The sequence below is a fragment of the Gordonia otitidis genome, assembly GCF_020735545.1.
Lineage (GTDB): Bacteria > Actinomycetota > Actinomycetes > Mycobacteriales > Mycobacteriaceae > Gordonia > Gordonia otitidis.
The window spans coordinates 1246870-1267406 of sequence record NZ_CP085974.1 but is presented as its reverse complement, the minus strand read 5'-3'; the positions used below and the strand labels follow the sequence as shown (position 1 = coordinate 1267406).

The 20537-nt window shown below is 65.7% G+C and carries 18 protein-coding genes and 1 tRNA gene; 11 read left to right on the top strand and 8 right to left on the bottom strand.

Annotated elements, in window-relative coordinates:
* Positions 1 to 28: 28 nt before the first annotated feature.
* From LK459_RS05710 to LK459_RS05700, 3 genes are read right to left on the bottom strand one after another with little or no spacing between them, the layout of a single operon-like run.
* Positions 29 to 1429 carry an acyl-CoA reductase gene (locus LK459_RS05710; RefSeq protein WP_227922257.1) on the bottom strand — a complete coding sequence of 467 codons (1401 nt, stop codon included), beginning with the start codon at positions 1427 to 1429 and terminating at the stop codon, positions 29 to 31.
* Positions 1429 to 2574: an NAD(P)H-dependent amine dehydrogenase family protein gene (locus LK459_RS05705; protein ID WP_007239182.1), complete on the bottom strand. Its 1146-nt coding sequence runs from the start codon at positions 2572 to 2574 to the stop codon at positions 1429 to 1431. The genes LK459_RS05710 and LK459_RS05705 overlap by 1 nt, the downstream gene beginning before the upstream one ends.
* Positions 2571 to 3905 (bottom strand): hypothetical protein, encoded by a 1335-nt coding sequence (locus LK459_RS05700; RefSeq protein WP_007239183.1) that lies wholly within the window; start codon positions 3903 to 3905, stop codon positions 2571 to 2573. The genes LK459_RS05705 and LK459_RS05700 overlap by 4 nt, the downstream gene beginning before the upstream one ends.
* Positions 3906 to 4275: 370 nt before the next feature.
* On the opposite strand from LK459_RS05700, the gene LK459_RS05695 reads away from it, so the two are divergent.
* The 6 genes from LK459_RS05695 (at position 4276) to LK459_RS05670 (ending at position 10157) form a co-directional block, all read left to right on the top strand.
* Entirely contained in the window at positions 4276 to 5190 is a 915-nt protein-coding gene (locus tag LK459_RS05695; protein WP_007239184.1) for a hypothetical protein, read from the top strand.
* 63 nt (positions 5191 to 5253) lie between these two features.
* A complete protein-coding gene (locus LK459_RS05690; RefSeq protein WP_007239185.1) occupies positions 5254 to 6108 on the top strand; it encodes a mycofactocin-coupled SDR family oxidoreductase in 855 nt (284 codons plus the stop codon).
* Positions 6109 to 6180: 72 nt separating this feature from the next.
* Positions 6181 to 7308: an NDMA-dependent alcohol dehydrogenase gene (locus LK459_RS05685; RefSeq protein WP_227922255.1), complete on the top strand. Its 1128-nt coding sequence runs from the start codon at positions 6181 to 6183 to the stop codon at positions 7306 to 7308.
* Positions 7305 to 8183: an SDR family oxidoreductase gene (locus LK459_RS05680; protein WP_007239187.1), complete on the top strand. Its 879-nt coding sequence runs from the start codon at positions 7305 to 7307 to the stop codon at positions 8181 to 8183. Before LK459_RS05685 ends, LK459_RS05680 begins: the two co-directional genes overlap by 4 nt.
* A gap of 39 nt (positions 8184 to 8222) precedes the next feature.
* Positions 8223 to 8840: a helix-turn-helix domain-containing protein gene (locus tag LK459_RS05675; protein WP_039994101.1), complete on the top strand. Its 618-nt coding sequence runs from the start codon at positions 8223 to 8225 to the stop codon at positions 8838 to 8840.
* A 72-nt stretch (positions 8841 to 8912) separates the two neighbouring features.
* Positions 8913 to 10157, top strand: a complete 1245-nt coding sequence (locus LK459_RS05670) for a L,D-transpeptidase (protein WP_007239189.1) — start codon at positions 8913 to 8915, stop codon at positions 10155 to 10157.
* Positions 10158 to 10196: 39 nt separating this feature from the next.
* Here the strand turns inward: LK459_RS05670 and LK459_RS05665 are convergent, their stop codons facing one another.
* Positions 10197 to 11006, bottom strand: coding sequence for an SDR family NAD(P)-dependent oxidoreductase (locus LK459_RS05665; protein WP_227922253.1), 810 nt, complete (start codon positions 11004 to 11006; stop codon positions 10197 to 10199).
* A gap of 91 nt (positions 11007 to 11097) precedes the next feature.
* On the opposite strand from LK459_RS05665, the gene LK459_RS05660 reads away from it, so the two are divergent.
* From LK459_RS05660 to LK459_RS05650, 3 genes are all read left to right on the top strand, one after another.
* Entirely contained in the window at positions 11098 to 12216 is a 1119-nt protein-coding gene (locus LK459_RS05660; protein ID WP_039994102.1) for an ROK family transcriptional regulator, read from the top strand.
* A gap of 131 nt (positions 12217 to 12347) precedes the next feature.
* Positions 12348 to 13172 carry a transglutaminase-like domain-containing protein gene (locus tag LK459_RS05655; RefSeq protein ID WP_007239192.1) on the top strand — a complete coding sequence of 275 codons (825 nt, stop codon included), beginning with the start codon at positions 12348 to 12350 and terminating at the stop codon, positions 13170 to 13172.
* 4 nt (positions 13173 to 13176) lie between these two features.
* Entirely contained in the window at positions 13177 to 14289 is a 1113-nt protein-coding gene (locus LK459_RS05650; RefSeq protein ID WP_227922251.1) for a zinc-binding metallopeptidase family protein, read from the top strand.
* An 18-nt stretch (positions 14290 to 14307) separates the two neighbouring features.
* Here LK459_RS05650 and otsB read toward each other — a convergent pair whose 3' ends face one another.
* The 4 genes from otsB to LK459_RS05630 all read right to left on the bottom strand — a co-directional run bounded on the left by otsB (position 14308) and on the right by LK459_RS05630 (position 18601).
* Positions 14308 to 15087 carry a trehalose-phosphatase gene (gene otsB, locus LK459_RS05645; protein WP_007239194.1) on the bottom strand — a complete coding sequence of 260 codons (780 nt, stop codon included), beginning with the start codon at positions 15085 to 15087 and terminating at the stop codon, positions 14308 to 14310.
* Positions 15084 to 16649: an alpha,alpha-trehalose-phosphate synthase (UDP-forming) gene (locus LK459_RS05640; RefSeq protein ID WP_051997975.1), complete on the bottom strand. Its 1566-nt coding sequence runs from the start codon at positions 16647 to 16649 to the stop codon at positions 15084 to 15086. The genes otsB and LK459_RS05640 overlap by 4 nt, the downstream gene beginning before the upstream one ends.
* 198 nt (positions 16650 to 16847) lie before the next feature.
* Positions 16848 to 17009: a hypothetical protein gene (locus LK459_RS05635; protein WP_227922249.1), complete on the bottom strand. Its 162-nt coding sequence runs from the start codon at positions 17007 to 17009 to the stop codon at positions 16848 to 16850.
* A gap of 152 nt (positions 17010 to 17161) precedes the next feature.
* Complete coding sequence (locus LK459_RS05630) at positions 17162 to 18601, bottom strand: threonine/serine exporter family protein (RefSeq protein ID WP_227922247.1); 1440 nt, start codon at positions 18599 to 18601, stop codon at positions 17162 to 17164.
* A 4-nt stretch (positions 18602 to 18605) separates the two neighbouring features.
* Between LK459_RS05630 and LK459_RS05625 the strand changes: the two genes are divergently transcribed.
* Positions 18606 to 18677: transfer RNA gene (locus tag LK459_RS05625), tRNA-Thr, on the top strand.
* Between the two features lie 171 nt (positions 18678 to 18848).
* Positions 18849 to 20423 (top strand): carboxylesterase/lipase family protein, encoded by a 1575-nt coding sequence (locus LK459_RS05620; protein WP_051997835.1) that lies wholly within the window; start codon positions 18849 to 18851, stop codon positions 20421 to 20423.
* Positions 20424 to 20537 lie beyond the last annotated feature (114 nt).

Here is a 20537-nt window from a genome sequence, read left to right as displayed (position 1 = left end):
TAGTGGTGAATAGTGTTGTGTCGCAGTGTCAATGACCGGACATTGTCTGTGAGTCATCGAGGACCCACCGCATCACTCGACGTAGCGGATAGAAGCCGTCGTGTGGCAGCCCCTCGATGTTGGACGCGACGGCCCCGAGCCCGACCACTCGCTGCACCCCCATCGAGGCGAGCGCGTCGCGCAGACCTGTGATGCGGGACGCGGGATAGACGCCGACCGTCTGGGTTGCCACGTTCGCATGCCGGACGGCCTCGGCCAGGCTGGGTACGGTGACCACATTCACGGTCTTCGACGTGGGATAGAAGTCGACCGGTTCATCCGAGCGCACCACGAGTCCGGAGCCGTCGTAGTCTCCCCAGACCCGGTAGACGGGTTCGAGCCCGCGCAGCACGTCGATCTCGTTGCGGATCTCGTTGCCCAGCGGCGTCGCGTATGCCGACGAGAGCGGCCGTTCGGCACGGAGTTCGTCGGCGAGGGCTCCGCAGAATGCATCGACCTGAACATCATCTCCCTCGATGTAGACGAAACGACTTGCCGCGCAGGCATCCTGATTGAACAACGACACGTCGGTCGCTGCGGCTGCGGCCGCGGCCGCGCGGGTGTCGTCGGACTCGTGGGCTTCGCGTCCGACGAATGACATCGACACCTTCGGATCGAACGACACGATCTCGAACCCGGGCCCGGCGTAGCGATGCGCACTGCGAATGGCCGAGTCCGCACCCCAGACGACGAGTTTGTCGAAGAACTGCGGGCGGAAGATCGCGCTCTCGACCCTCGTGTCGCCGCCACGCCAGTACACGGCGGAGAACGATCGAGTGGTGGGGTGATCGGGGTCGACGTCGGCCATGGTGCGCAGTACCGCGCCGGCGGTGAAGAGGTCGTTCGCGGGAACCTTCAGAAGGTGCACACCCTTGCTGAGAGCACCACGAACGATCGTGGTGACCGCGACGGCGGGGGTGTTGCCTGCGGTGATGTGGGCCAACCGCGGTGGGAATGCCCGAACGTGGGCAGCGGGCAGTCCATGTGGCCGATCGATGGGCGCCCACCCGTCGATGGCGTCCCAGCCGACGTCGGTGGCGATCTGGAACTCCAGATTCGTGCGGTCGAAGAACAGGGGCATCGCCCGATAGGTGTTCTCCAGGATACGACGTTCGAGAGTGTTGAAGACGAGCGAATGCTCAAGTGCCTCTTGGAGATAGGGGTTCGAATCGAACTGCAGGCGCGTACCGACCTCCACGAGGAAGTCGATGACGTCGGCGACAGGGGTGTCGAACGCTGGCCCCGGCTCGCGGCGCGGCCACACCAGCGCATCAATGTCGAGCGCGGGTGTGCTGAATCCTCTGTGGTCGACATCGGCCCCGACGACCGTGCGTCCCTTGATGACGTGCGGCACCGCGGTCGCGGTACTCAGGTGGGTCGGAGCATTCATCAGACGCCTGCCTGTTCTCGAACTGCGGATCGCGCCACGCTGTCGGCCACGGGAAGGTAGCCGCCCGCGTGCAGTCCGAGATCCAGTCGTGTGATGATCCCGGGTGGTGCAGCGCAGACCGGTTCGACGGCATTCACCGCGTGCATCGCGGTGGCGATGGATGTGCCGCGACCGGACGGCGACGTGATGTCGAGTCGCACGTCGATGCGGGGGTCTCCCTGTAGGGACAGCTCGTAATGCGCTGCCCCGGAGGGCCATTCAGGTGCCACGTCGTCCGAGACGCGCCATACCATGTGATAGCCGAGGCGTCGTGTACCATCGACGATTCCCTCGATGTCTATTCGACGCGCAGCCACGGTGCCTGCGTCGATTGTGCCCCACGGCAGGGTCACCGGGACGGGTGTGGTGGCCTTCTCGCACGTGATGGCGAAGTCCTCGAATGTGACCGAAAAGGCTTGCTGTAGCAGTGCTATACACGCGTAGTAGGGACTCCACGTGACATCGGTGAGGAAGTCCATCGGTGCGAGCGTGTCGGGGGAGAGACCCATGCCGATCATGTCCCGCACCACCGAGGCGGAGTCGTAGCCCGACATGTCGACGAGTTCGGTGATGTCGATCGAGTCGATTCGGTCTCCGATCGTCGACACCACGACCGGCAGGATGTCGAAGGCGAATCCCGGGTTGACGCCCGAACTGTGGAAGCTGGCGTTCCCGGCAGCGCAGGCGGCCGAGATCCGATCGGCGACACCCGGCGGCATCGACGCGGGGTGGATGTGGGTGCTCACCGCGGTCGACACCACGTTCTTGCCCGACGCGAGTAGCGCGCAGATGTCGTCGACGCATTGTTCGGCATCGCCGGTGTCGCCGAGGGCGTTGTAGACCACGGCGTCCGCGTCGAGAGCCAGAATGGCCTCCCGGTCGTGTGTCGCCCGCAGGGCTGCGGGCGCGAGACCCGCGAGCTCACCGACGTCGCGACCCTCCTTGTCGTCGGAGTAGACGTAGACGCCGACGAGGTCGAATGCCGGATTGCCGATCAGTGCACGCAGCGACGCCTGTCCGACGTTGCCCGTCGCCCACTGGATGACGCGCAGCGGGCGGGTGGCTGCTGATGAGGAGTCTGCTGACGACTCGCTGACGGAGGTCATTCGCCCACCGCGCCGCGGACGAAGGAATCGATTGTGCCCGCACAGGTGAGCTTGTCGTCGCCACCCTCGAGTTCGGAGTAGCGGGCGATCTCGGTCACCGCGGGTACGGCGCGTCCGGTTGGACTGGCGTCGTAGTCGATTGTGACGCGGTCACCGCTGATGATGCCGCCCCAACGACCGTCGATCGAGACGTCGAAGAGCGCCATGCGTCCGGTCGAGGTGCCGCTCGACGCGCGCTGGAGTCTCTCCCCGGAGTCGTCGAGCAGCAGCGGCACGATCCATCCGGGGAATTCGTAGCGGCCCCACTCGTTCATCCGGGCACCACTGCTCGCCTCCTGCATGCCGTAGCCCTGGGTGAAATTCTTCAGATCGATGCCGAGGAACGTCATGATCTGCTGCACGTGGTCGGCAGGCAGGTTCACACCCTTGGCTCCACCACCGCTGATCACCTGCGTGTCTGGGTGGAAGGTACCGTCGGGGACACCACGTTCACGCGCGGTCTCGACGATGCGATAGAGCTGCGGTGTCAGGCCCACGAGGAGCATGGGCTCGTTCCGGTAACTCAGTACCTTGTCGACGAGGTCGACCGTCATGGCGTCGGCGAACTCCTGGCGTAGCTTCACATTCGCCTCGAACTCGGCGATCTCCGACGGTGTCGCGGTGCCGTCGCCGATCCGGCGTCGCATCCGCGTCATCTGCGAGAGGTCGGTGATAGTCAGCTCGGCATCTGTCAGGAAGTACACGGCATCTTCTCGACCGCACACCGACACGAGGTTGGTGAAGGTGGCCGACGCCCGGTTGGGTGCCCGGCGTGGTCCCAGCACGAAGATGGGGAGTGAGTTGTCCGTCGGTAGACCGGGCGGAATCGTTGCGGCATTGGCAAATTCGACGTCATGTGCGCTCTGATTGAGGAACGAGTTCTTGCCGCTGGTGCCGCTCGTGGCGAAGACGTGGTGTCCAGCGGCATGACACCTCTCGATCCAGTCGTCGGCATTCCGGATCCCGTCGACGTCGACTCCCTCGACGGGATTGACCGAGAGTGTGTCGAGCCAGAGATTCATCCGGTCCCACCGTCCGTTGTCGATGAAGGACTCGGGGTAGCTCTTGTATGCCGTGTGCGCGAAGAGCAGCGGAACGACGTCCTCGAGTGAACCGATCGTGTCGATCCCTGCGCGTTCCGCGAGCTGGTCGAGGATCTTGATTCTCGGTCGGCACTGCTGGAAGCGCTGGTTGATGGCATCCACCCAGAGCTCCTCGAGTTCTGCGTGTGGCGTGTTGAACGGATCGTCGGCGTTCGCCAATGCGGTGAGCGTCTCGATGCTGTCGGCCATGTGAGGTCCTCTCGGCGGTGATGGGAGCCGGTGACGGGTCGTCGGATGTCGACGAATCAGACACGTCGGCGGGGGGTGAGTCGGCGCAATAGTTAAGGAACTTAATCAAGGACGCTAGTGCTATTGATCGAGGGGTGTCAATAGGTTTGCGCTCCTTTGGGGTGGCCGTTTATGCAGTTAGAGGCGATTAACCAGAAACGCGAGGCATTCCATCGCCTGCTGTTCTTGGATTCGTTCGGGTGATCCTCTTGCGTGCGTGTGTACTCTTTGTTAAGAACTATACAAAAGTTTGTGGCCACTTCTGGCCCTTCGCATCTGGACGGGACGGGCGGTCTGTCTTCGACTCGGGACCGCGTGAAAGAGAGCATTCATGACCCAGGCGCCTGCCCACGAGGAGCGTGCCGAGGTGGCTGAGTCCGCTTCGCGCGACTTTCATTGGTTGTCGGCCAATCCCGGTAAACGACGAACCGAGATCATCTACCTGATCTGGTTCCTCGTGACGGTGCCGATCCAGGGCGCCATCGTGATGACCTTGAGCTACGACAGCTACAACGACGTCGCGTTGATCGCGCAGTCGCTCGTCATGGGCCTCGGAACGCTACTGTTGCCCTTGATCTTTCGCGCACCGCAGGACAGGGGGGTGCCACTCACTGAGCTCTATGGATTCCGGATGGGCGTGTTCCTCGTCATCTGGGCGGTGCTCGGTGGATTCGTCGGAACCGATCCCTGGTACGAGGTGCTCCACGGGCACTTCGCGTTCAACACCGCGGTCAACCCCAACGGCGTCCCGCTGTTCATGCTGTTCATGACCATCTCGGTCTTCGGGTTCTACTCGGTCATCCTCGGCACGCTATACCGGGTGATCACCCAGCTCCTCGACCGCACATCCGGCTACCTCGGTCGTGACAGCATCCTCCGTCACGGGTTGGTGTGCCTGGTTCTCGCGCCCCTGATGCCCCTCGTGGAGACCTTCGCCTACACCTCGGCGGTGCCGCACAACTACTGCTTCGACAACGGGATAGGGATGTGGGGACTCAACGTCCTCGTGTACGGCGCGTGGCATTTTTCGTCGCTGATCTTCTACACGAAATTCGACACTCAACCGGGGCTACGCACCCCACTGTCGATCGTGATGCTCAGCGGCTTCGCGACCATCGGCATCCTCATCTGCATCATGGCCGTGACGAAGACATTCATCGCACCGCACTTCGTCGAGGTCAATCACGGCGTACGCATGCTCAACGACTGGAGCCCCGACAACTGCCTGGGTCCCAAACCCTCCTGAGTACAGCGTGTTTCGCTCATGGCCACTCCTCGGTAGACACACACCACGAATGAGAGAAGACGTATGGGACTCCTCGACGATCGCGTAGCACTGATCACCGGAGCAGCTCGTGGGCAAGGACGAGCGCATGCCGTGACCTCGGCGCGGGAAGGTGCGGATGTCGTCCTCGTCGACATCGACACGCAGATCTCGACAGTGAGCTACCCACTGGCCGACGCCGACGACATGGCCGAGACCGTGCGGCTGGTCGAGGCGTTGGGGCGCAAGGCCGTCGCGATCACGGCGGACGTCCGCGAGCAGTCTCAGCTCGATGCTGCCGTCGCCACGGCGATCACGGAGCTCGGCCACATCGACATCCTCATCGCCAATGCGGGCATCTGGACCAGGGAACTGTTCTACGAGATGACCGAGCAGATGTGGCGGGACATGATCGACGTCAATCTCAGCGGAGTGTGGCGGTCGGCGAAAGCCGTTGCGCCGCACATGATCGAACGGCAGACAGGGTCCATCGTCATCACGTCGTCAGTCAACGGAATCGAGCCGGGTCCGACCTATGCGCACTACACGTCGGCGAAGCACGGTGTCCTGGGGCTGATGAAGAACATCGCGCTCGAGTTGGCCCCGCACGGTGTGCGGTGCAACGCCGTCTGCCCAGGTGCGGTGTTGACCCCCATGGTCGACCAGCCTGACACCTGGAACATCTTCGCAGGCGGATCGGGCGGAACCCACGAACAGATGATGGAGGGCGGTCACCACTACGGCGCGTTGAAGGCGACGACCTTCCTGCCGCCGGAGGCCATCGCCGATACCGCCCTCTATCTCAATTCGGATCTCGCCGCCTCGGTGACCGGGGTGACCATTCCGGTCGAGGCGGGTCATCTGCTCCTGACGGGAGTCAATCTCGCTCCGACCCGCTGAGGCGGCATCGACGCGACACCACGCCTCGAGGACTCGCCGGGATATGACGAAAGACGAAGAAAGGCACGACAAGTGAAGACCAAAGGTGCCCTCCTGTGGGGCCTGAACGAACCGTGGTCGGTCGAGGAGATCGAGATCGGTGATCCGCGCAAGGGTGAGGTCAAGGTACGCGTGGAAGCTGCGGGCATCTGCCACTCCGATCACCACCTGGTGACCGGTGCGTCACCGATGCCCGCGTTCCCGATTCTCGGTGGACACGAGGGTGCAGGCGTGGTCACCGAGGTCGGCGAGGGAGTCGACCGCTATGTGCCCGGTGATCACATCGTGTTCTCGTTCATTCCGGCATGTGGGCACTGCCCCGCGTGTCAGGAGGGATACCGCAACCTCTGCGATCTCGGCGCCGGGCTGCTCATGGGAGCGTCGATCTCCGACGGTTCCTTTCGTATCCGGGCTCGCGGCGCAGACGCCTACCCTATGTCGCTGCTCGGAACCTTCTCGCCGTACGCGGTGGTGCATCAGGATTCGGTGGTCAAGATCGACCCGACCATTCCGTTCGAGTACGCCTGTCTCGTCGGTTGCGGCGTCACAACGGGTTTCGGGTCCGCGGTGCACACCGCAGACATCCAGCCAGGGCACGACGTGGGCGTGATCGGCATCGGAGGCGTCGGCGCCGCTGCCATCCAGGGGGCGGTTCGGGCGGGCGCACGAAACATCGTCGCCATTGATCCGGTGCCCTGGAAGTTGGAGCAGGCCAAGAAGTTCGGTGCAACCCACACCTTCGCTTCCGTGGCCGAGGCGATGGGACCCGTTGTCGAGCTGACCCACGGCAGGATGCTGCGCAAGGTCATCGTGACCGCGGGTGACGTGAAGGGTGCAGAACTCGATTCGTGGATGTCGATCACGAGTAAAGCGGGCGACTGCGTGCTCACCGGCGTCGGAAATCTGCTCGATTCCGATGTGACACTGACGTTGTCGATGCTCACGCTCATGCAGAAGAGTCTCCGCGGATCGATTTTCGGGGGAGCCAATCCACAGTTCGACATCCCGATGCTGTTGTCGCTCTACCAGAACCAACAACTCGACCTGGAGGGCATGGTCACCAGGACGTACACGCTCGAACAGATCAACGACGCTTTCGACGACATGTTGGACGGCCGCAACATCCGTGGTGTCATCCGCTACGCCGAGGCTGATTGGTGAACGCGAGTTCCACATTCGTCGTCACGGGCTCCGCGTCGGGAATCGGGGCGGCGGTCGCGGCACGGTTGCGCGGTGGCGGCCACACCGTGATCGGTGTGGACCTCCACGATGCCGATGTCGTCGCCGACCTCGCGGCGCAGTCGGGGCGCCGAGCTGCGATCGACGGCGTTCTGGCGCTGTGTGGCGGCCACCTCGACGGGGCCGTGATGGTGGCGGGCGTGGGGCCCGGCGCAGGCGCCGAGGATCAGATTGCCACGGTCAACGTCCTCGGGGTCACCGACTTGTTGTCGGGCTGGCGCGATGCCCTGTGTGCCGACGGAGGAGGCAAGGTCGTCGTCTTCGGTTCGAATTCGTCGACGACGACGCCGTTCGTCCCCGAAAGTGCGGTGCGGCGACTCGTGCGCGGCGAGGTCGATGCCGCCGTGGCACAGATCCGCAGGCGCAAAGGACTCTCGGCCGCCATCGCGTATGCGGCGTCGAAACTGGCGGTGACGCGTTGGGCGCGCACGCAGGCGGCGAGTCCCGCGTGGGCGGGGTGCGGCGTGCGTATCAACGTGGTGACCCCGGGGCCGGTGTTGACGCCGATGCTGCGTGCACAACTCGACGGGCCGGAGGGTCGTCGGGTTCGCGCCTTTCCGGTTCCCGTCGGAGGCTTCGGCGATCCCGAACAGTTCGCGGCCGTCGTCGAGTTCCTGTTGTCGCCGGAGGCCGATTTCATCGCGGGAGCCGTCCTGACCGTCGACGGCGGGACCGAGGCTCTGCTCCGTGACGACTGGCCACGTCGTCTCCCCGTGACGAAGCTTCCGCGGTTGCTGATGTCGATGCGCTCGCGCCGGTCGTCCCGTGGCCTCCTGGTGGGATCGTCGTCGGCCTGACGGATGAGCGAAACGCGCGAGAGGCATAGACTCTTGCGCATGGAGCAAGAGCTTGACGACGTCGTGCGCCGGCGCATCAGAGGTCTGCGCATGGCGAAGGGGTGGACGCTGGATTCGCTCGCCTCCCGATGCGACATGAGTCCGTCGACCCTGAGTCGCATCGAGACGGGTGGACGACGCGTCGCGCTCGATCAGATCGTGGCGATCTCCCGCGCGTTGGGAACCACCGTCGACCAGCTGATGGAGCCCGCCGCCGACGAGGACGTAGTGATCCGACCCGAACCACACTCAGCTGCCGACGGTGTGATCGTGTGGCCGCTGTCGGGGTCGGACACACCCGGAGGTGTCTCGGTCGCCAAGATGCGCATCGATCCCGGACGTCCGATCGACCCGAAGGCACTCGGGGTGCACCCTGGCAGGGAGTGGTTCACCGTGCTGTCGGGCACCGTCGAGCTCTGGCTGGGTGACCGCGTCATCCTGATTCCCGCAGGCCAGGCGGCGGAGTTCGCGACGATGATCCCCCATGCGATAGGCGCGCGTGGGGGACCGGCCGAGATCGTGTCGATCTTCGACCACGACGGCGAACGCGCCCATTTGGGTCCGATTCGTCGGGCTCGCCGCGACGGGCGGACACCCCGACGGTCGTCGGAAATCTGAGGGAGATCACAGGTCTTCGACGGCGAGCCCTCATATGCGATCGCTATTGTGTATTCGATGTCCGAGAACACAATGCCCACTCGTCGTGCGGTGCTCGTCACCGGCGGCCTCGCCACGATGGCGGGACTCGTCGTTGCCGCGTGCGGTCGGTCGAACGACACGCAGAAGGCCAGCGGCCCTGCGAAGCCCACGGTAGGCGTCCAGTACACGCCGTCGCTGACCGACGAGAAAGCGCCGAATCCGACCGCGAAGGTCGAGGTCAAGGCCACCGACGGGGTGCTCAACCCGGACGTCAAACTCCTCAACCCGGCAGGCAAGGCCGTCGCCGGGACGATGTCGGACGACCGTAAGACGTTCACCATCACCGAGGCACTCGGCTACGGCACCACCTACACCTGGCAGGGCAGTGCCACCGGATACGACCGGGTCAGCACACCGGTGGAGGGCAAGTTCACCACTCTCGACCCGAAGACGCAGCTGAACGTCGTCGTCAACATCGCCGACGGCCAAGAGGTGGGCATCGCGGCACCGTTGATCCTCAAGTTCGACGGCACAGTCGACGACAAGGAAGCCGTCGAACGTGCGCTGACGTTGACCACCGAGCCGCCGACCGAGGGTGCCTGGGCGTGGCTCGGTGAGGACAACGGTTCGCGTGTGCACTGGCGCTCCAAGGAGTACATGGCACCCGGCACCAAGATCCACATGTCGGCGAAGCTTTACGGACTCGACCACGGCGACGGCGCCTACGGGGCCGCCGACGTCACGAGTGACTACACCGTCGGACGGTCGCAGATCGTGAAGGCCGACGCGGGAAGCCACCAGATCGTCGTCGTCCGTGACGGCGCGACGTTGATGACGCTGCCCTGCAGTTACGGACAGGGCGACGTCGACCGCAACGTCACCCGCTCCGGTATCCACGTGGTCAGCGAAAAGCACGAAGACTTCTACATGAGCAATCCTGCCGCGGGGTACTTCAACATCCACGAGCGCTGGGCTGTGCGTATCTCCAACAACGGCGAGTTCATCCACGCCAACCCGGAAACCGTTGGTGTGCAAGGTGCGTCGAACGTCACCAACGGCTGCATCAACCTCTCCCTGGAGAACGCGCAGCAATACTTCAACACCGCTGTCTACGGCGATCCGGTAGAGGTGACCGGTACCCGAATCGATCTGTCGGAGGCCGACGGCGACATCTTCGACTGGACCTACGACTGGCCGACGTGGAAGTCCATGTCGGCGATCAAGGGTGAACCGCGAACCGCGTCGGCGCCCGCGACACCGAAGGGCGCCCCGACCTCGGTGGGCGCGCCGAACTGACTCGATTGAGATCCCGGGTCACCCGTGCGGGGTCGGCGGTCAGCCGGTTTTGACGTTCCGGCGTGACGACGCCTGGTCGCGCGGACGGATGATGATCTGGTCGAGATCGACGTGCGGCGGCCGTGAGGCGACGAATCCGACGACCTCTGCGATGTCGTCCGCCCGCAGTGGTGTCATCCCCGAGTAGACCGCGTCGGCGCGCTCCTTGTCGCCGCCGAACCGCACCAGCGAGAAATCCGTCTCGACCATCCCGGGGCAGATCTCGGTGAGCCGGATCGGCTTTCCCAACAGCTCGAAGCGCAGCGTGCGGTGCAGCACGCCCTCGGCATGCTTGGCCGACGTGTATCCCGAACCGTTGTCGTAGACCTCGAGCGCGGCGGTCGAGGTGATCGTGACGATCAGCCCGTCGCCTGACGCCTCGAGCGCGGGCAGGAGTGCCTTGGTGATGCGCAATGTGCCCAGCACGTTGGTCTCCCACATCCAGCGCCAGTCGTCGAGGTCGGCGGTCGCGACGGGGTCGAGTCCCTTCGCGCCGCCCGCGTTGTTGACCAGGACGTCGACGTGGCCGAGGCCGTCGACGAACCGAGCGACCGACTCGTCGTCGGTGATGTCGAGTTGTCTTCCGGTGCCACCGATTTCAGTCGCGAGTTCGGTGATGCGGTCGACGCGTCGCGCGCCGACCACCACGTGATAACCCGCGGCGGCGAGCGTGCGGGCCACGGCTTCGCCGATACCGGAGCTTGCGCCGGTCACCACGGCGGTCTTCGCGCCGTCGGTGGTCGACGCCGGGTGGTCGGCACCCCCGTTCGGTCTCGCTACAGAAGTCGGGTCGTCGGAGGATGTGGTCATGGTTCAACCCTAACGACAGCAGCGGTGGCGTGAGCAGGTGTCGTCGCGTGGGTGTGCCTTGTCGATCGCCCGCCGCTGCTACATTCAGCGCATGCTGCGAGGAGTCGTCCCGGCGACATTGCAGATCGGCTCGACGCCCGCTGCGGCCGTGCTGCACGCGATCCGGGTTGGTGCGCCGGTCACCCGTGACCGGCTGGCCGACATCACCGGGCTGTCACCGGCAACCATCAATCGGCAGGTCACAGCGCTCGCCGGACTGGGGCTGATCACCGAGCGACCAGATCTCGTCAGCCCGGGCAGCATCGGACGTCCGAAGAACCCGCTCACCCTCGATCGCGATGCTCTGTGTGCGGCGGGCATGCACATCGGCGCGCGGCGGACCCTGCTGACCATCGTGGACATGGGTGGACGTCCGCTCTACAGCCACGCCGTCCTGACCCCGCAGGGCGACGCCGACGCCGCGCTCGACGAACTCTGCGGACAACTGCGCGAACTCGCCGACCGTTTCTCCGGACGACGCCTGCTGTGGGGTGGGGCGGCGATCGGCGGGTCGGTCGACGCGGTGTCCGGCCACGTCGATCATCCGATCCTCGGATGGCGTCGGGCGCCACTCGGCACCGTCCTGGCCGACGCGCTCGCGGTACCTGTCTCGGTCTGTGAGCACGTCGAGGCCATGGCTGCCGCCGAGTTGCTACTCGGCCAGACGATCGTCGACGCCGCGTCGGGCCTGTTCTTCTACGCGCGCGAGACCACCGGCATGGCGATGACTCTCAACGGTCGTGTGCACATCCCGGTACGGGGCGCGGGCAGTATCGCGCACATCAGGGTCGACGCCCCGGTGCTGTGTCCCGGCCCGGGTGCGACGCTCTCCGACGTCATCGGCAGCGAGGCGACGCTGCGTGCCGCGCACCGGCTCCGGGTCGCGCCCGACGCGTCGCCGATCGTCGACGAACGGGCGCGCATCCTCGGTGAGGTGGTCGCGACATTCCGCGATGCGCTCAACCCCGATTCCGTCGTCGTCGCGGGCGACGCCTTCGCGGCGCATCCGCACGGACTCGCCCCGGTGCAGGCGGCGTTCGACGCCGCGTCGAAAGTCGGCTGGCCGCTGGAACTCACGCCGTCGCTCTTCGGGGTCACAGTGCCCGAGGGCGCGGCAATCGTCGTGGCGCTCAGCGTGATCTACGCCGACCCGGTCGCCTCGCTCACGTAGGCGATACACGTCCGAAGCCGAGGTTTTGGGCTACTTGGACGGCGCGCCGCCTGTGTCGACACCGCACGTGTTCACGTCGTGTCCAACCGTCGATTGCGCGCCCGCGCCAATTCACCCTTACAGTGAGCGACATGTCGACTTCTCCCCTCACGCTTCCGCGCGACGTCTCAGCAGCCATGACGATCTCCGTCACCGCCCCCACCGAACTCGAGATGCAGATAGCCGTGGCACGTATGCCAGGACTCGAACTCGACGAGAAACTCGTCGTCGCCGTCAACGGCGACGAGATCACACCCGACGAGATCATCGATCCGCACGGTGGTCGTATCCATCGCATGAAGGTCGAATCGGGTGTCGTCGCCATCAACTACAGCGCTGCGGTGACCGCTCCGGCCAATCCGGTCGCGGTGGAACCGACCGATCGCTCGATGTATCTGCGGCCCAGCCGATATGCAGAGTGCGACAAGTTCTTCGGCTTCGCCGCCGGACAGTTCGACGCAGGCCTTCCCGACGGCGAACTGCTCGACCAGGTGACCGCCTTCGTCGAAGACCGCCTCGATTACATCCCCGGCGCCAGCGACCCCATCGACGGTGCCGTCGACACACTCCTGGCCGGCGCGGGTGTGTGCCGCGACTACGCGCACCTCGTCGTCGCGCTGCTGCGCGCCTTGAACATTCCCGCCCGGCTGGTGGCGGTCTACGCACCCGGCTGTGACCCGATGGACTTCCACGCCGTCGCCGAGGCGCTCATCGAAGGGGAGTGGGTCGTGGTCGACGCGACACGGCTGTCTCCGCGGCAGAGTCTCGTGCGCATCGCGACCGGCCGCGACGCAGCCGACACGGCGTTCCTCGACAATCACAGCGGCTCGATCTCTCTGGACAACTACCAGGTGCTCGCGACCGTCCGCGGAGATCTGCCTGTTGACGATGGCAAGGAGCGCATCAGCATACGATGAACTCATGCATGCGCTGACATGTCCCATCTGCAATGCGCTGTCGGATTTCCTCGGGCAGCAATGTGCCAACTGCGGCACGACGGTTGGCTTCCATCTGCCGAGTAGAACGCTCGTCGTCGCGTCCGAGGACGGTGTCGACATCGACGGCACCCGATGGGTGCGCTGCATCAACTGGGCCAGCGGCTGCAACTGGATGACCCCGGCCGAGTTCTCCGAAGAGAATGCGGGGATGCGCGGCCGGTGTTTCCCCGATTCGCTGCTGCGTCGGATGCCGGACGCCGACGACCCGATCGGGCGGGAGAAGCTACCGTCGGCGCTGTCGGATCTGCGGATGCTCGTCTACCAGCTCGTCGACCTCGGGCTGCCCGTCGAACCGTTCTGGCGCAGCGAGGGCGGGCTGGCATTCGACCTGCTGTCGAGTCAGACGCTCGGCCGACCCGTCACGATCGGGCACGCGAACGGTGTCGTCACCATCGACATCTCGGAGACACAGGATGCCTACCGCGAGCGGCTGCGCGTGGATCTCGGGGAGGCCTACCGGACGATGCTCGGCCACTTCCGGCACGAAGTGGGTCACTACTACGAGAGCATCCTGGTCGAGAACGGCGACGGCGTCGACCGCTATCTCGACAGGTGTCGGCAGCTCTTCGGCGACGAGCGCGCGAGTTACAGCGACGCCATCGATCGGCACTACAAGTTCGGTGCGCCTGCGGACTGGGCCGACTCGTACATCTCCGAGTACGCAACGATGCACCCGTGGGAAGACTTTGCCGAGTGCTTCGCTCACTACCTGCACATCACCGGAACGATCGACACCGCACGTGAATCGGGCGTCCGACTGGTCAACGAGCAGGTGCGTTTCGCCATGGACCGCGACATCATCCCCCTGGAGTCATACGCAGATCAGCCCATCGAACGGCTGCTCTACGACTGGAAGTGGTTGGGGACCATGTTCAATCGCGTCAACCAGTCGATGGGTGCGCGGCCGCTGTACCCGTTCGTCATCCCGCAGCCCGTCGTCGGCAAGCTCGGCTTCATCCACAAGGTCGTCCGCGAGACGGATAAGCGCTCGACGCACGACGACCCGCTCGTCGATCCGGTTCCCACTCCCGCGTGAATCGTCGCGCAGGCGGGGTCAGAGAGCCTTCCGGCGGGATTCGACGACGAACTCGAGAAACGTTGCCACATCGTCGGTGTCGGCGATGCGATAGTTCGCTGCGGTGTCGCCGTCGCCGACTTTGACGCTGACGTCGTTGCTGCCCGTGAGGTGGCGGAAGGCCTTCTCGTCTGTGACATCATCGCCGATGTAAATCGTTGCGTCCGAGCCGAATTCAGTTTCCAGCTGGCCCAGTGCATGGCCTTTGCTGGTTTCGATGACCGCGAGTTCGATCACCTTCTTGCCCTCGGTGACCTGGACGCCCGGCCATGTGGCGGGGCCGGATCGCGCCTGGTCGAGGGCATCCTCGGCGACGTCGGGCTCGGCGTTGCGTACATGGAGCGCGGCGCTGATGGGTTTCACCTCGACCGTCGCCCCCGGATGGCTGGCGGCGATCGCCTCGAAGGCCGCGACGATCCGATCGAGTAGGGCACGCTCGTCGTCGGTGACCTTCTCACGGAAGCCGTTGTTGAACTCGCTTCCGTGGCTGCCGACCAGAGTGACCGAATCGTCGTCGAGACCGGACAACGAGCGGAGATCGTGCAACGAACGGCCCGAGATGACCGCCGCCTCGGTGTCACGCAGCGTCCCGGCTTCCCGGATGGCGGCGATCGACGTCTCGTTGGGCTTGGCGTCCTGCGGGCGGGACACGATGGGCGCAAGGCAGCCGTCGTAGTCGCTGGACACCAGCAGGCGTGACACCGTCACCGTCCGCGCCACGGCCGCACGCAGTGCATCCGGAACGCCCTTCTCGCTCACTGCTTGTCACTCCCGCTTCCGTCTGCGCTGCCGGTGTCCGTGCCTGCTGTGTCCTGGACTTCGGCGCTCTCGCTGTCGAACGGGCCGTCGTCGCTCTCGCTGTCGAACGAGCCGTCGCTGCTGCTCGACACCAGCTGTACTCCGCGGTTGGCCGACGAGGTCGTCTCGGTTGTCGCGGTGAGGGTGTCGAGGAAGCTCTTCGCCCACTTCTCGACGTCGTGTGTGAGTACCTGCCTGCGCAGTGCGCGCATGCGACGCTTGCCTTCGGCCTGGCTCTGCTCGACGGCCGCGACGATGGCGTCTTTTACACCGTCGAGATCGTAGGGATTCGCTTGATATGCCGTGCGCAGTTCCGCCGCGGCGCCGGTGAATTCGCTCAGAACGAGCGCGCCACCGAGGTCGCTGCGGCATGCGACGTACTCCTTGGCGACGAGGTTCATCCCGTCGCGCAGCGGCGTCACGAGCATCACGTCGGCCACGACGTAGTAGGCGAGGAGATCGTTGCGAGGCACCGAACGGTTGAGGTACTCCACCACCGGGTGGCCGACCTCGCCGTACTGGCCGTTGATGTTGCCGACGAGTTGCTCGATGCCCGCGCGCATGCGCACGTAGCTCTCGACACGCTCGCGGCTCGGTGTCGCGAGCTGGATCATCACCGTCTCGTGCGGGTCGATACGACCCTCGTCGAGCAGCTCCGACAGCGCGCGGAGACGCACGTCGATGCCCTTGGTGTAGTCGAGTCTGTCGACGCCGAGCAGGATTGTCCTCGGGTTGCCGAGTTCTTTGCGGATCTCGCGGGCCCTGGCACGGATGTCCTTGGACTTGGACTGGGTGTCGAGGTCACCGGAGTCGATCGAGATCGGGAAGGCTCCGACGCGAACCGTCCGGAATCCGACCTGCACGACGCCGAAGCGTGAGCGGACTCCGACGGTGCCCTTGCTGGTGGCCTGCCCGGCGAGGCGTCGGGCGAGATAGAGGAAGTTCTGCGCACCACCCGGCAGATGGAAACCGATGAGGTCGGCGCCGAGAAGGCCTTCGATGATCTCGGTGCGCCACGGCAGCTGCATGAACAGTTCGACCGGCGGGAACGGGATGTGGAGAAAGAATCCGATGCGCAGGTCGGGGCGCAGCATGCGGAGCATCTTCGGGACGAGCTGCAGTTGGTAGTCCTGGACCCACACGATCGCACCCTGGGCGGCCACCTCCGACGCCGCCTCGGCGAATCGTCGGTTGATCTCGACGTAGGCGTTCCACCACTCGCGGTGATACTCGGGCTTGACGATCACGTCGTGGTACAGCGGCCACAGCGTCGCGTTGGAGAAGCCTTCGTAGTACTCGGCGATCTCGTCGGCCGACAGCGGCACCGAGCGGATGCTGATGCCGTCGACCTCGGCTTGCTCGGACTCCGACTCGGCCGAACCCGACCAGCCGACCCAAGCGCCCTTGTGCTTACGCAGGATGGGTTCGAGCGCGGTGACCAGGCCGCCGGGACTGCGTTTCCAGGAAACGTTTCCGTCGGCGTCGGTCTCCTTGTCGACCGGAAGTCGATTGGCGACGACCACGAATTCCGAACCTTCGGGGTGGTCGGGAGAGACAGGGCGATCAGGCGACGCGGAATGCCGGGCGCCGAAGGTGGCTTCCGAGTTGTGTAGAGACGCGTCGGTGTTGGAGCGCTCGGGCAGGTCGGCGTGATCGGCCGCTGCGATGCGCTCGGATGAGTGGGAACTCTCGGATACCTCTTCGGATCCCGGGTTCACGACTCAGGCGTTCTCGCCCGGAGCGATCCCCAACATGGCCAGCAGCATCCGGCACTCGTCGGCGTCGGTGGCGTACGCGGCGACGACGCGGCGCGCGGAGTTGGCGGTCTCGTCGGCCACCGGCTCCAGTTCTTCGTCGGCGGTGTCCGTGGTCTTCGGGGGCATCTCGTCCTCTCGGTTGCTGCGGCGGGGTCGGGCAACGGAGTTGTGCTCCGCCGTCGGGCCGGTCGTCGGCCGCAGTGCGGGGTTGTGGCGCGAGGTTGTGTCTTGCGCAACACCCGATCTTACCCGCTCGCGACGAGCCGTACTGCAACAGCTCACCAGCGGCGTCGTGCAGCTCGTGCCTCACGTCGTCGGCGCGCCCAGTCGGGCGCCACGGGCAGCCGCGGCCTGCGCAGAGTGCGTGCGACGAACTCGCCGAGGGTGACACCCGCGGCGAGTGCACAGCCGACGCCGAGTGCCGCCGCCATCCAGGTCAGGCCGGTGAGCGTCTGGTCGTTGAGCACACCGTAGAGCGCGCGGTAGACCGCCAGACCTGGGAGCAGCGGGGTGATGCCCGCGATGGCGACGACCAGAGGCGGGACCAGTGCGCGTCGGGCGAGCAGGCCGCCGACCAGGCCGACGCAGGTGGCGGCGAGGCCACCGGCGATCACGTCGCCGACCGGCAGGAAGACCGTGATAGAGGCGACACCCGCACCGATCAGGCCGCCGAGGAACGCGATCGGCAGGGCTCGACGCTCGGCGTAGCTCGCCAACGCGAACGCGAAGGCGGCGACGGCGCCCGCCGCGACGCGGATGGGGACGTCGACCGGAGCGAACTCCGTCGAGGTGGTGATGGTCGGTAGATAGATGCCCACCGAGCTCATCAGGCGCAATCCGATGCCGACGCCCGCGATGATGCCGCCGGTCATGAGCAGGAGTTCGAAGAACCGTGCGACGCCGGTGATCGGGGCGCCGGTGATGGCGTCCTGGACTGAACCGACCAGCGACAGCCCAGACAACAACACGACGATCCCGGCGGCGATGACCTGTGAGGGCGTGATGGACAGGCTCTGCAGACCTGTCTTCTGTCCGAGTTCGTACACCAGGGCTGCGGGGACGACGGCGATGAATCCACCGGCGACCTGCTGGAAGAAGATCGGCGTGCCGATTCTGTTGAGGCGTCGGTTGAACGTGACCGTCACCACGGTGGTCAGCCAGGCGAGCAGGGCCACGACGACGTCACCGCCGAGGAGCACCGAGATACCGGACGCCATGAGTCCCCAGGCGAACGTCGACACCCAGTACGGGTAGGGATGCTTGGCGGCGATGATCTGGTCGACGATCCGATGCGCCGTCGACGGCGTGATCGCCGAATCCCTGATGCGGCGGACCAGTCGGTCGACGGCCGCCAGGCGGGTGAAGTCCAGCGACCGGTAGTGCACCGTCTGCATGGTGGTGATCGGGGGCAGGGTCGCACCGCGCCGGGCGACGACCACGATCGTGTTGTACGTGACGTCGACGTCGACGTCTTCGACGCCGTAGACGCTCGCGACGAAGCGGATCTGCGACGAGGTGTCTATCGCGCCGGTTCCGGAGTCGAGCAGTACCGCGCCGATCTTCGTCGCGAGGTCGAGCACCTCGGTGATCGCGCCGACGTCGAACCGGTCGATCGGGCGACGCGGCGCCACCATGATGCTGCCCGGTTCGATCGTGTCGATCGTCGCCTGCCTCGTCCCGGTGAGGCGTCGGACAGCGCGCCCGATATACTCACGCACGCATGCCTCCTTAGCTCAGTGGTAGAGCACTCGCCTTGTAAGCGAGCGGTCGTCGGTTCAATCCCGACAGGGGGCTCTGACGCCCGGTCGGTCTCCCGGCCGCCGGGCCCCGCGCATCCCACCCCCGCGGTAAGTGTGGGGTCGAAGGATCATCTGGCACAAACCGCCAGTTCCGCGCCCCAACGCGCGGCTTCGGTGTTCCGATCACACCGTCGTCGACAGGCCGCGGGACTCCTATCATTGCCGCGTGAGCGATGTAGTCCGGGAAGAGCCAGTGCACGCGGTGTCAGGCGCCACGACGTATCGAGGGCTGGCGACGCGTGGCGTCGACACGTGGTGTGGAATCCGGTATGCCCAGGCGCCGATCGGCGCACTGCGGTGGCGGCGCGCGCGGATGCTCGAGCCCGAGGCGGGCACGATCTCGGCGACGGCCTTCGGCGCTGTCTCGCCGCAAGAACCCAATCCCGGTGTTCCGCTGCCGTCGGGCGCTGTCCACAGCGAGGACTGCCTGTTCCTCAACGTCTTCTCGCCTGCGGGCGCCGCCGCCGAGAACCGCAGACGACCGGTGATGGTGTGGGTTCACGGAGGCGCATACGTCTTCGGTGCGAGCAGTCAGCCGCTGTACGACGGGGCGCACCTCGCGAGCACACAGGACATCGTCGTGGTGACCGTCAACTACCGGCTCGGCGCGCTCGGGTTCGCCGACCTCGGTGCGCCCGATGGCACGACATCCGGGGGACGGTACGAATCCAACGCGGCGCTCAGCGACGTGCTGGCGGCTCTGCGATGGGTCGCCGACACCATCGACGCGTTCGGCGGCGACCCCGACAACGTGACGGTGGCGGGCGAGTCCGCGGGCGGCGGCATCGTCACGACGTTGGTGACCATGCCGGCGGCCAGGGGACTGTTCCACCGGGCGATCGCGCAGAGTTCGCCGGTGACCTCGGTGTACGACCGGGCGCGCGCCGCGTACGTCGCCGAGCGACTACCCGCAGCACTCGGCGGCGGGTCCGGTGACGTCGAGAGCTTCGCTGCGGCGGACACCGACGATGTGGTCGCCGCGACGATGAAGGCGTTCGCGGGCGTTCCCGAATCGCGTCCCGGCACCATCGCTTTCGCGCCCGTCGTCGACGGTGATCTGGTGCCGCGGCACCCGGTCGATGTCTACCGCGACGGCGAATCGTTGCCGGTGCCGCTGCTCATCGGCACGAACCGCGACGAGGCGTCGCTGTTCAAGCTCATGAAGTCACCGCTGATGCCCATCACCGAACCCGCGATCATGCAGATGTTCACGGCGATCGCCACGGAGTATCCGGAGGTCTCGCTACCGACCCCCGAGCGGGTGGCCGCAGCGTATCCCGGCACCAAGCCCAAGTCCTTGGGCCTCGGTGTGGCCCGCGACATCGCATTTCGTATGCCGACGGTGTGGGCCGCCGAGGGCCACGCGGCCGTCGCGCCGGTTCATCTCTACCGATTCGACTGGACGACGACGCTGTTGCGCCTCATGCGCATCGGCGCCTCCCACGCCACGGAACTGCCGTACCTGTTCGGCTACCTACCCACGGGTAAGGCGGGCTTCCAGTTCTGGCTCGGTGGTCGACGTACCGGCGAACGCGTCGCTGCCGACATGCAGGCGCGGTGGGGTGCGTTCATCCGCGACGGCGATCCCAACTCCGGCCTCGATTCGTCCGCGCCCGTGTGGCCTGCCTTCGTCTCGGATCGTCGGGCCACTCTTGTGATCGACGCCGACGATCGAGTCGTCGACGATCTCGACGCCGACCTGCGCACGGCCTGGGGCGACGAGGTCCTCGGATTTCGCTGACCGACCTCCACGACGTCAGGTCAACGATTGTTCACGAGAACGTAACGGATTTGCATACTCGGTTGAGACAGCATTACCCTCCCGTCTCAGGCTCTGCTTACTCGCGGGTAAGGA

Bases quoted from the DNA above. Each gene is read 5' to 3' on its own strand.
- LK459_RS05710 (WP_227922257.1), bottom strand. From the start codon at position 1,429: ATGAATGCTCCGACCCACCTGAGTACCGCGACCGCGGTGCCGCACGTC.
- LK459_RS05705 (WP_007239182.1), bottom strand. From the start codon at position 2,574: ATGACCTCCGTCAGCGAGTCGTCAGCAGACTCCTCATCAGCAGCCACC.
- LK459_RS05700 (WP_007239183.1), bottom strand. From the start codon at position 3,905: ATGGCCGACAGCATCGAGACGCTCACCGCATTGGCGAACGCCGACGAT.
- LK459_RS05695 (WP_007239184.1), top strand. From the start codon at position 4,276: ATGACCCAGGCGCCTGCCCACGAGGAGCGTGCCGAGGTGGCTGAGTCC.
- LK459_RS05690 (WP_007239185.1), top strand. From the start codon at position 5,254: ATGGGACTCCTCGACGATCGCGTAGCACTGATCACCGGAGCAGCTCGT.
- LK459_RS05675 (WP_039994101.1), top strand. From the start codon at position 8,223: ATGGAGCAAGAGCTTGACGACGTCGTGCGCCGGCGCATCAGAGGTCTG.
- LK459_RS05670 (WP_007239189.1), top strand. From the start codon at position 8,913: ATGCCCACTCGTCGTGCGGTGCTCGTCACCGGCGGCCTCGCCACGATG.
- LK459_RS05665 (WP_227922253.1), bottom strand. From the start codon at position 11,006: ATGACCACATCCTCCGACGACCCGACTTCTGTAGCGAGACCGAACGGG.
- LK459_RS05660 (WP_039994102.1), top strand. From the start codon at position 11,098: ATGCTGCGAGGAGTCGTCCCGGCGACATTGCAGATCGGCTCGACGCCC.
- LK459_RS05655 (WP_007239192.1), top strand. From the start codon at position 12,348: ATGTCGACTTCTCCCCTCACGCTTCCGCGCGACGTCTCAGCAGCCATG.
- LK459_RS05650 (WP_227922251.1), top strand. From the start codon at position 13,177: ATGCATGCGCTGACATGTCCCATCTGCAATGCGCTGTCGGATTTCCTC.
- LK459_RS05635 (WP_227922249.1), bottom strand. From the start codon at position 17,009: ATGCCCCCGAAGACCACGGACACCGCCGACGAAGAACTGGAGCCGGTG.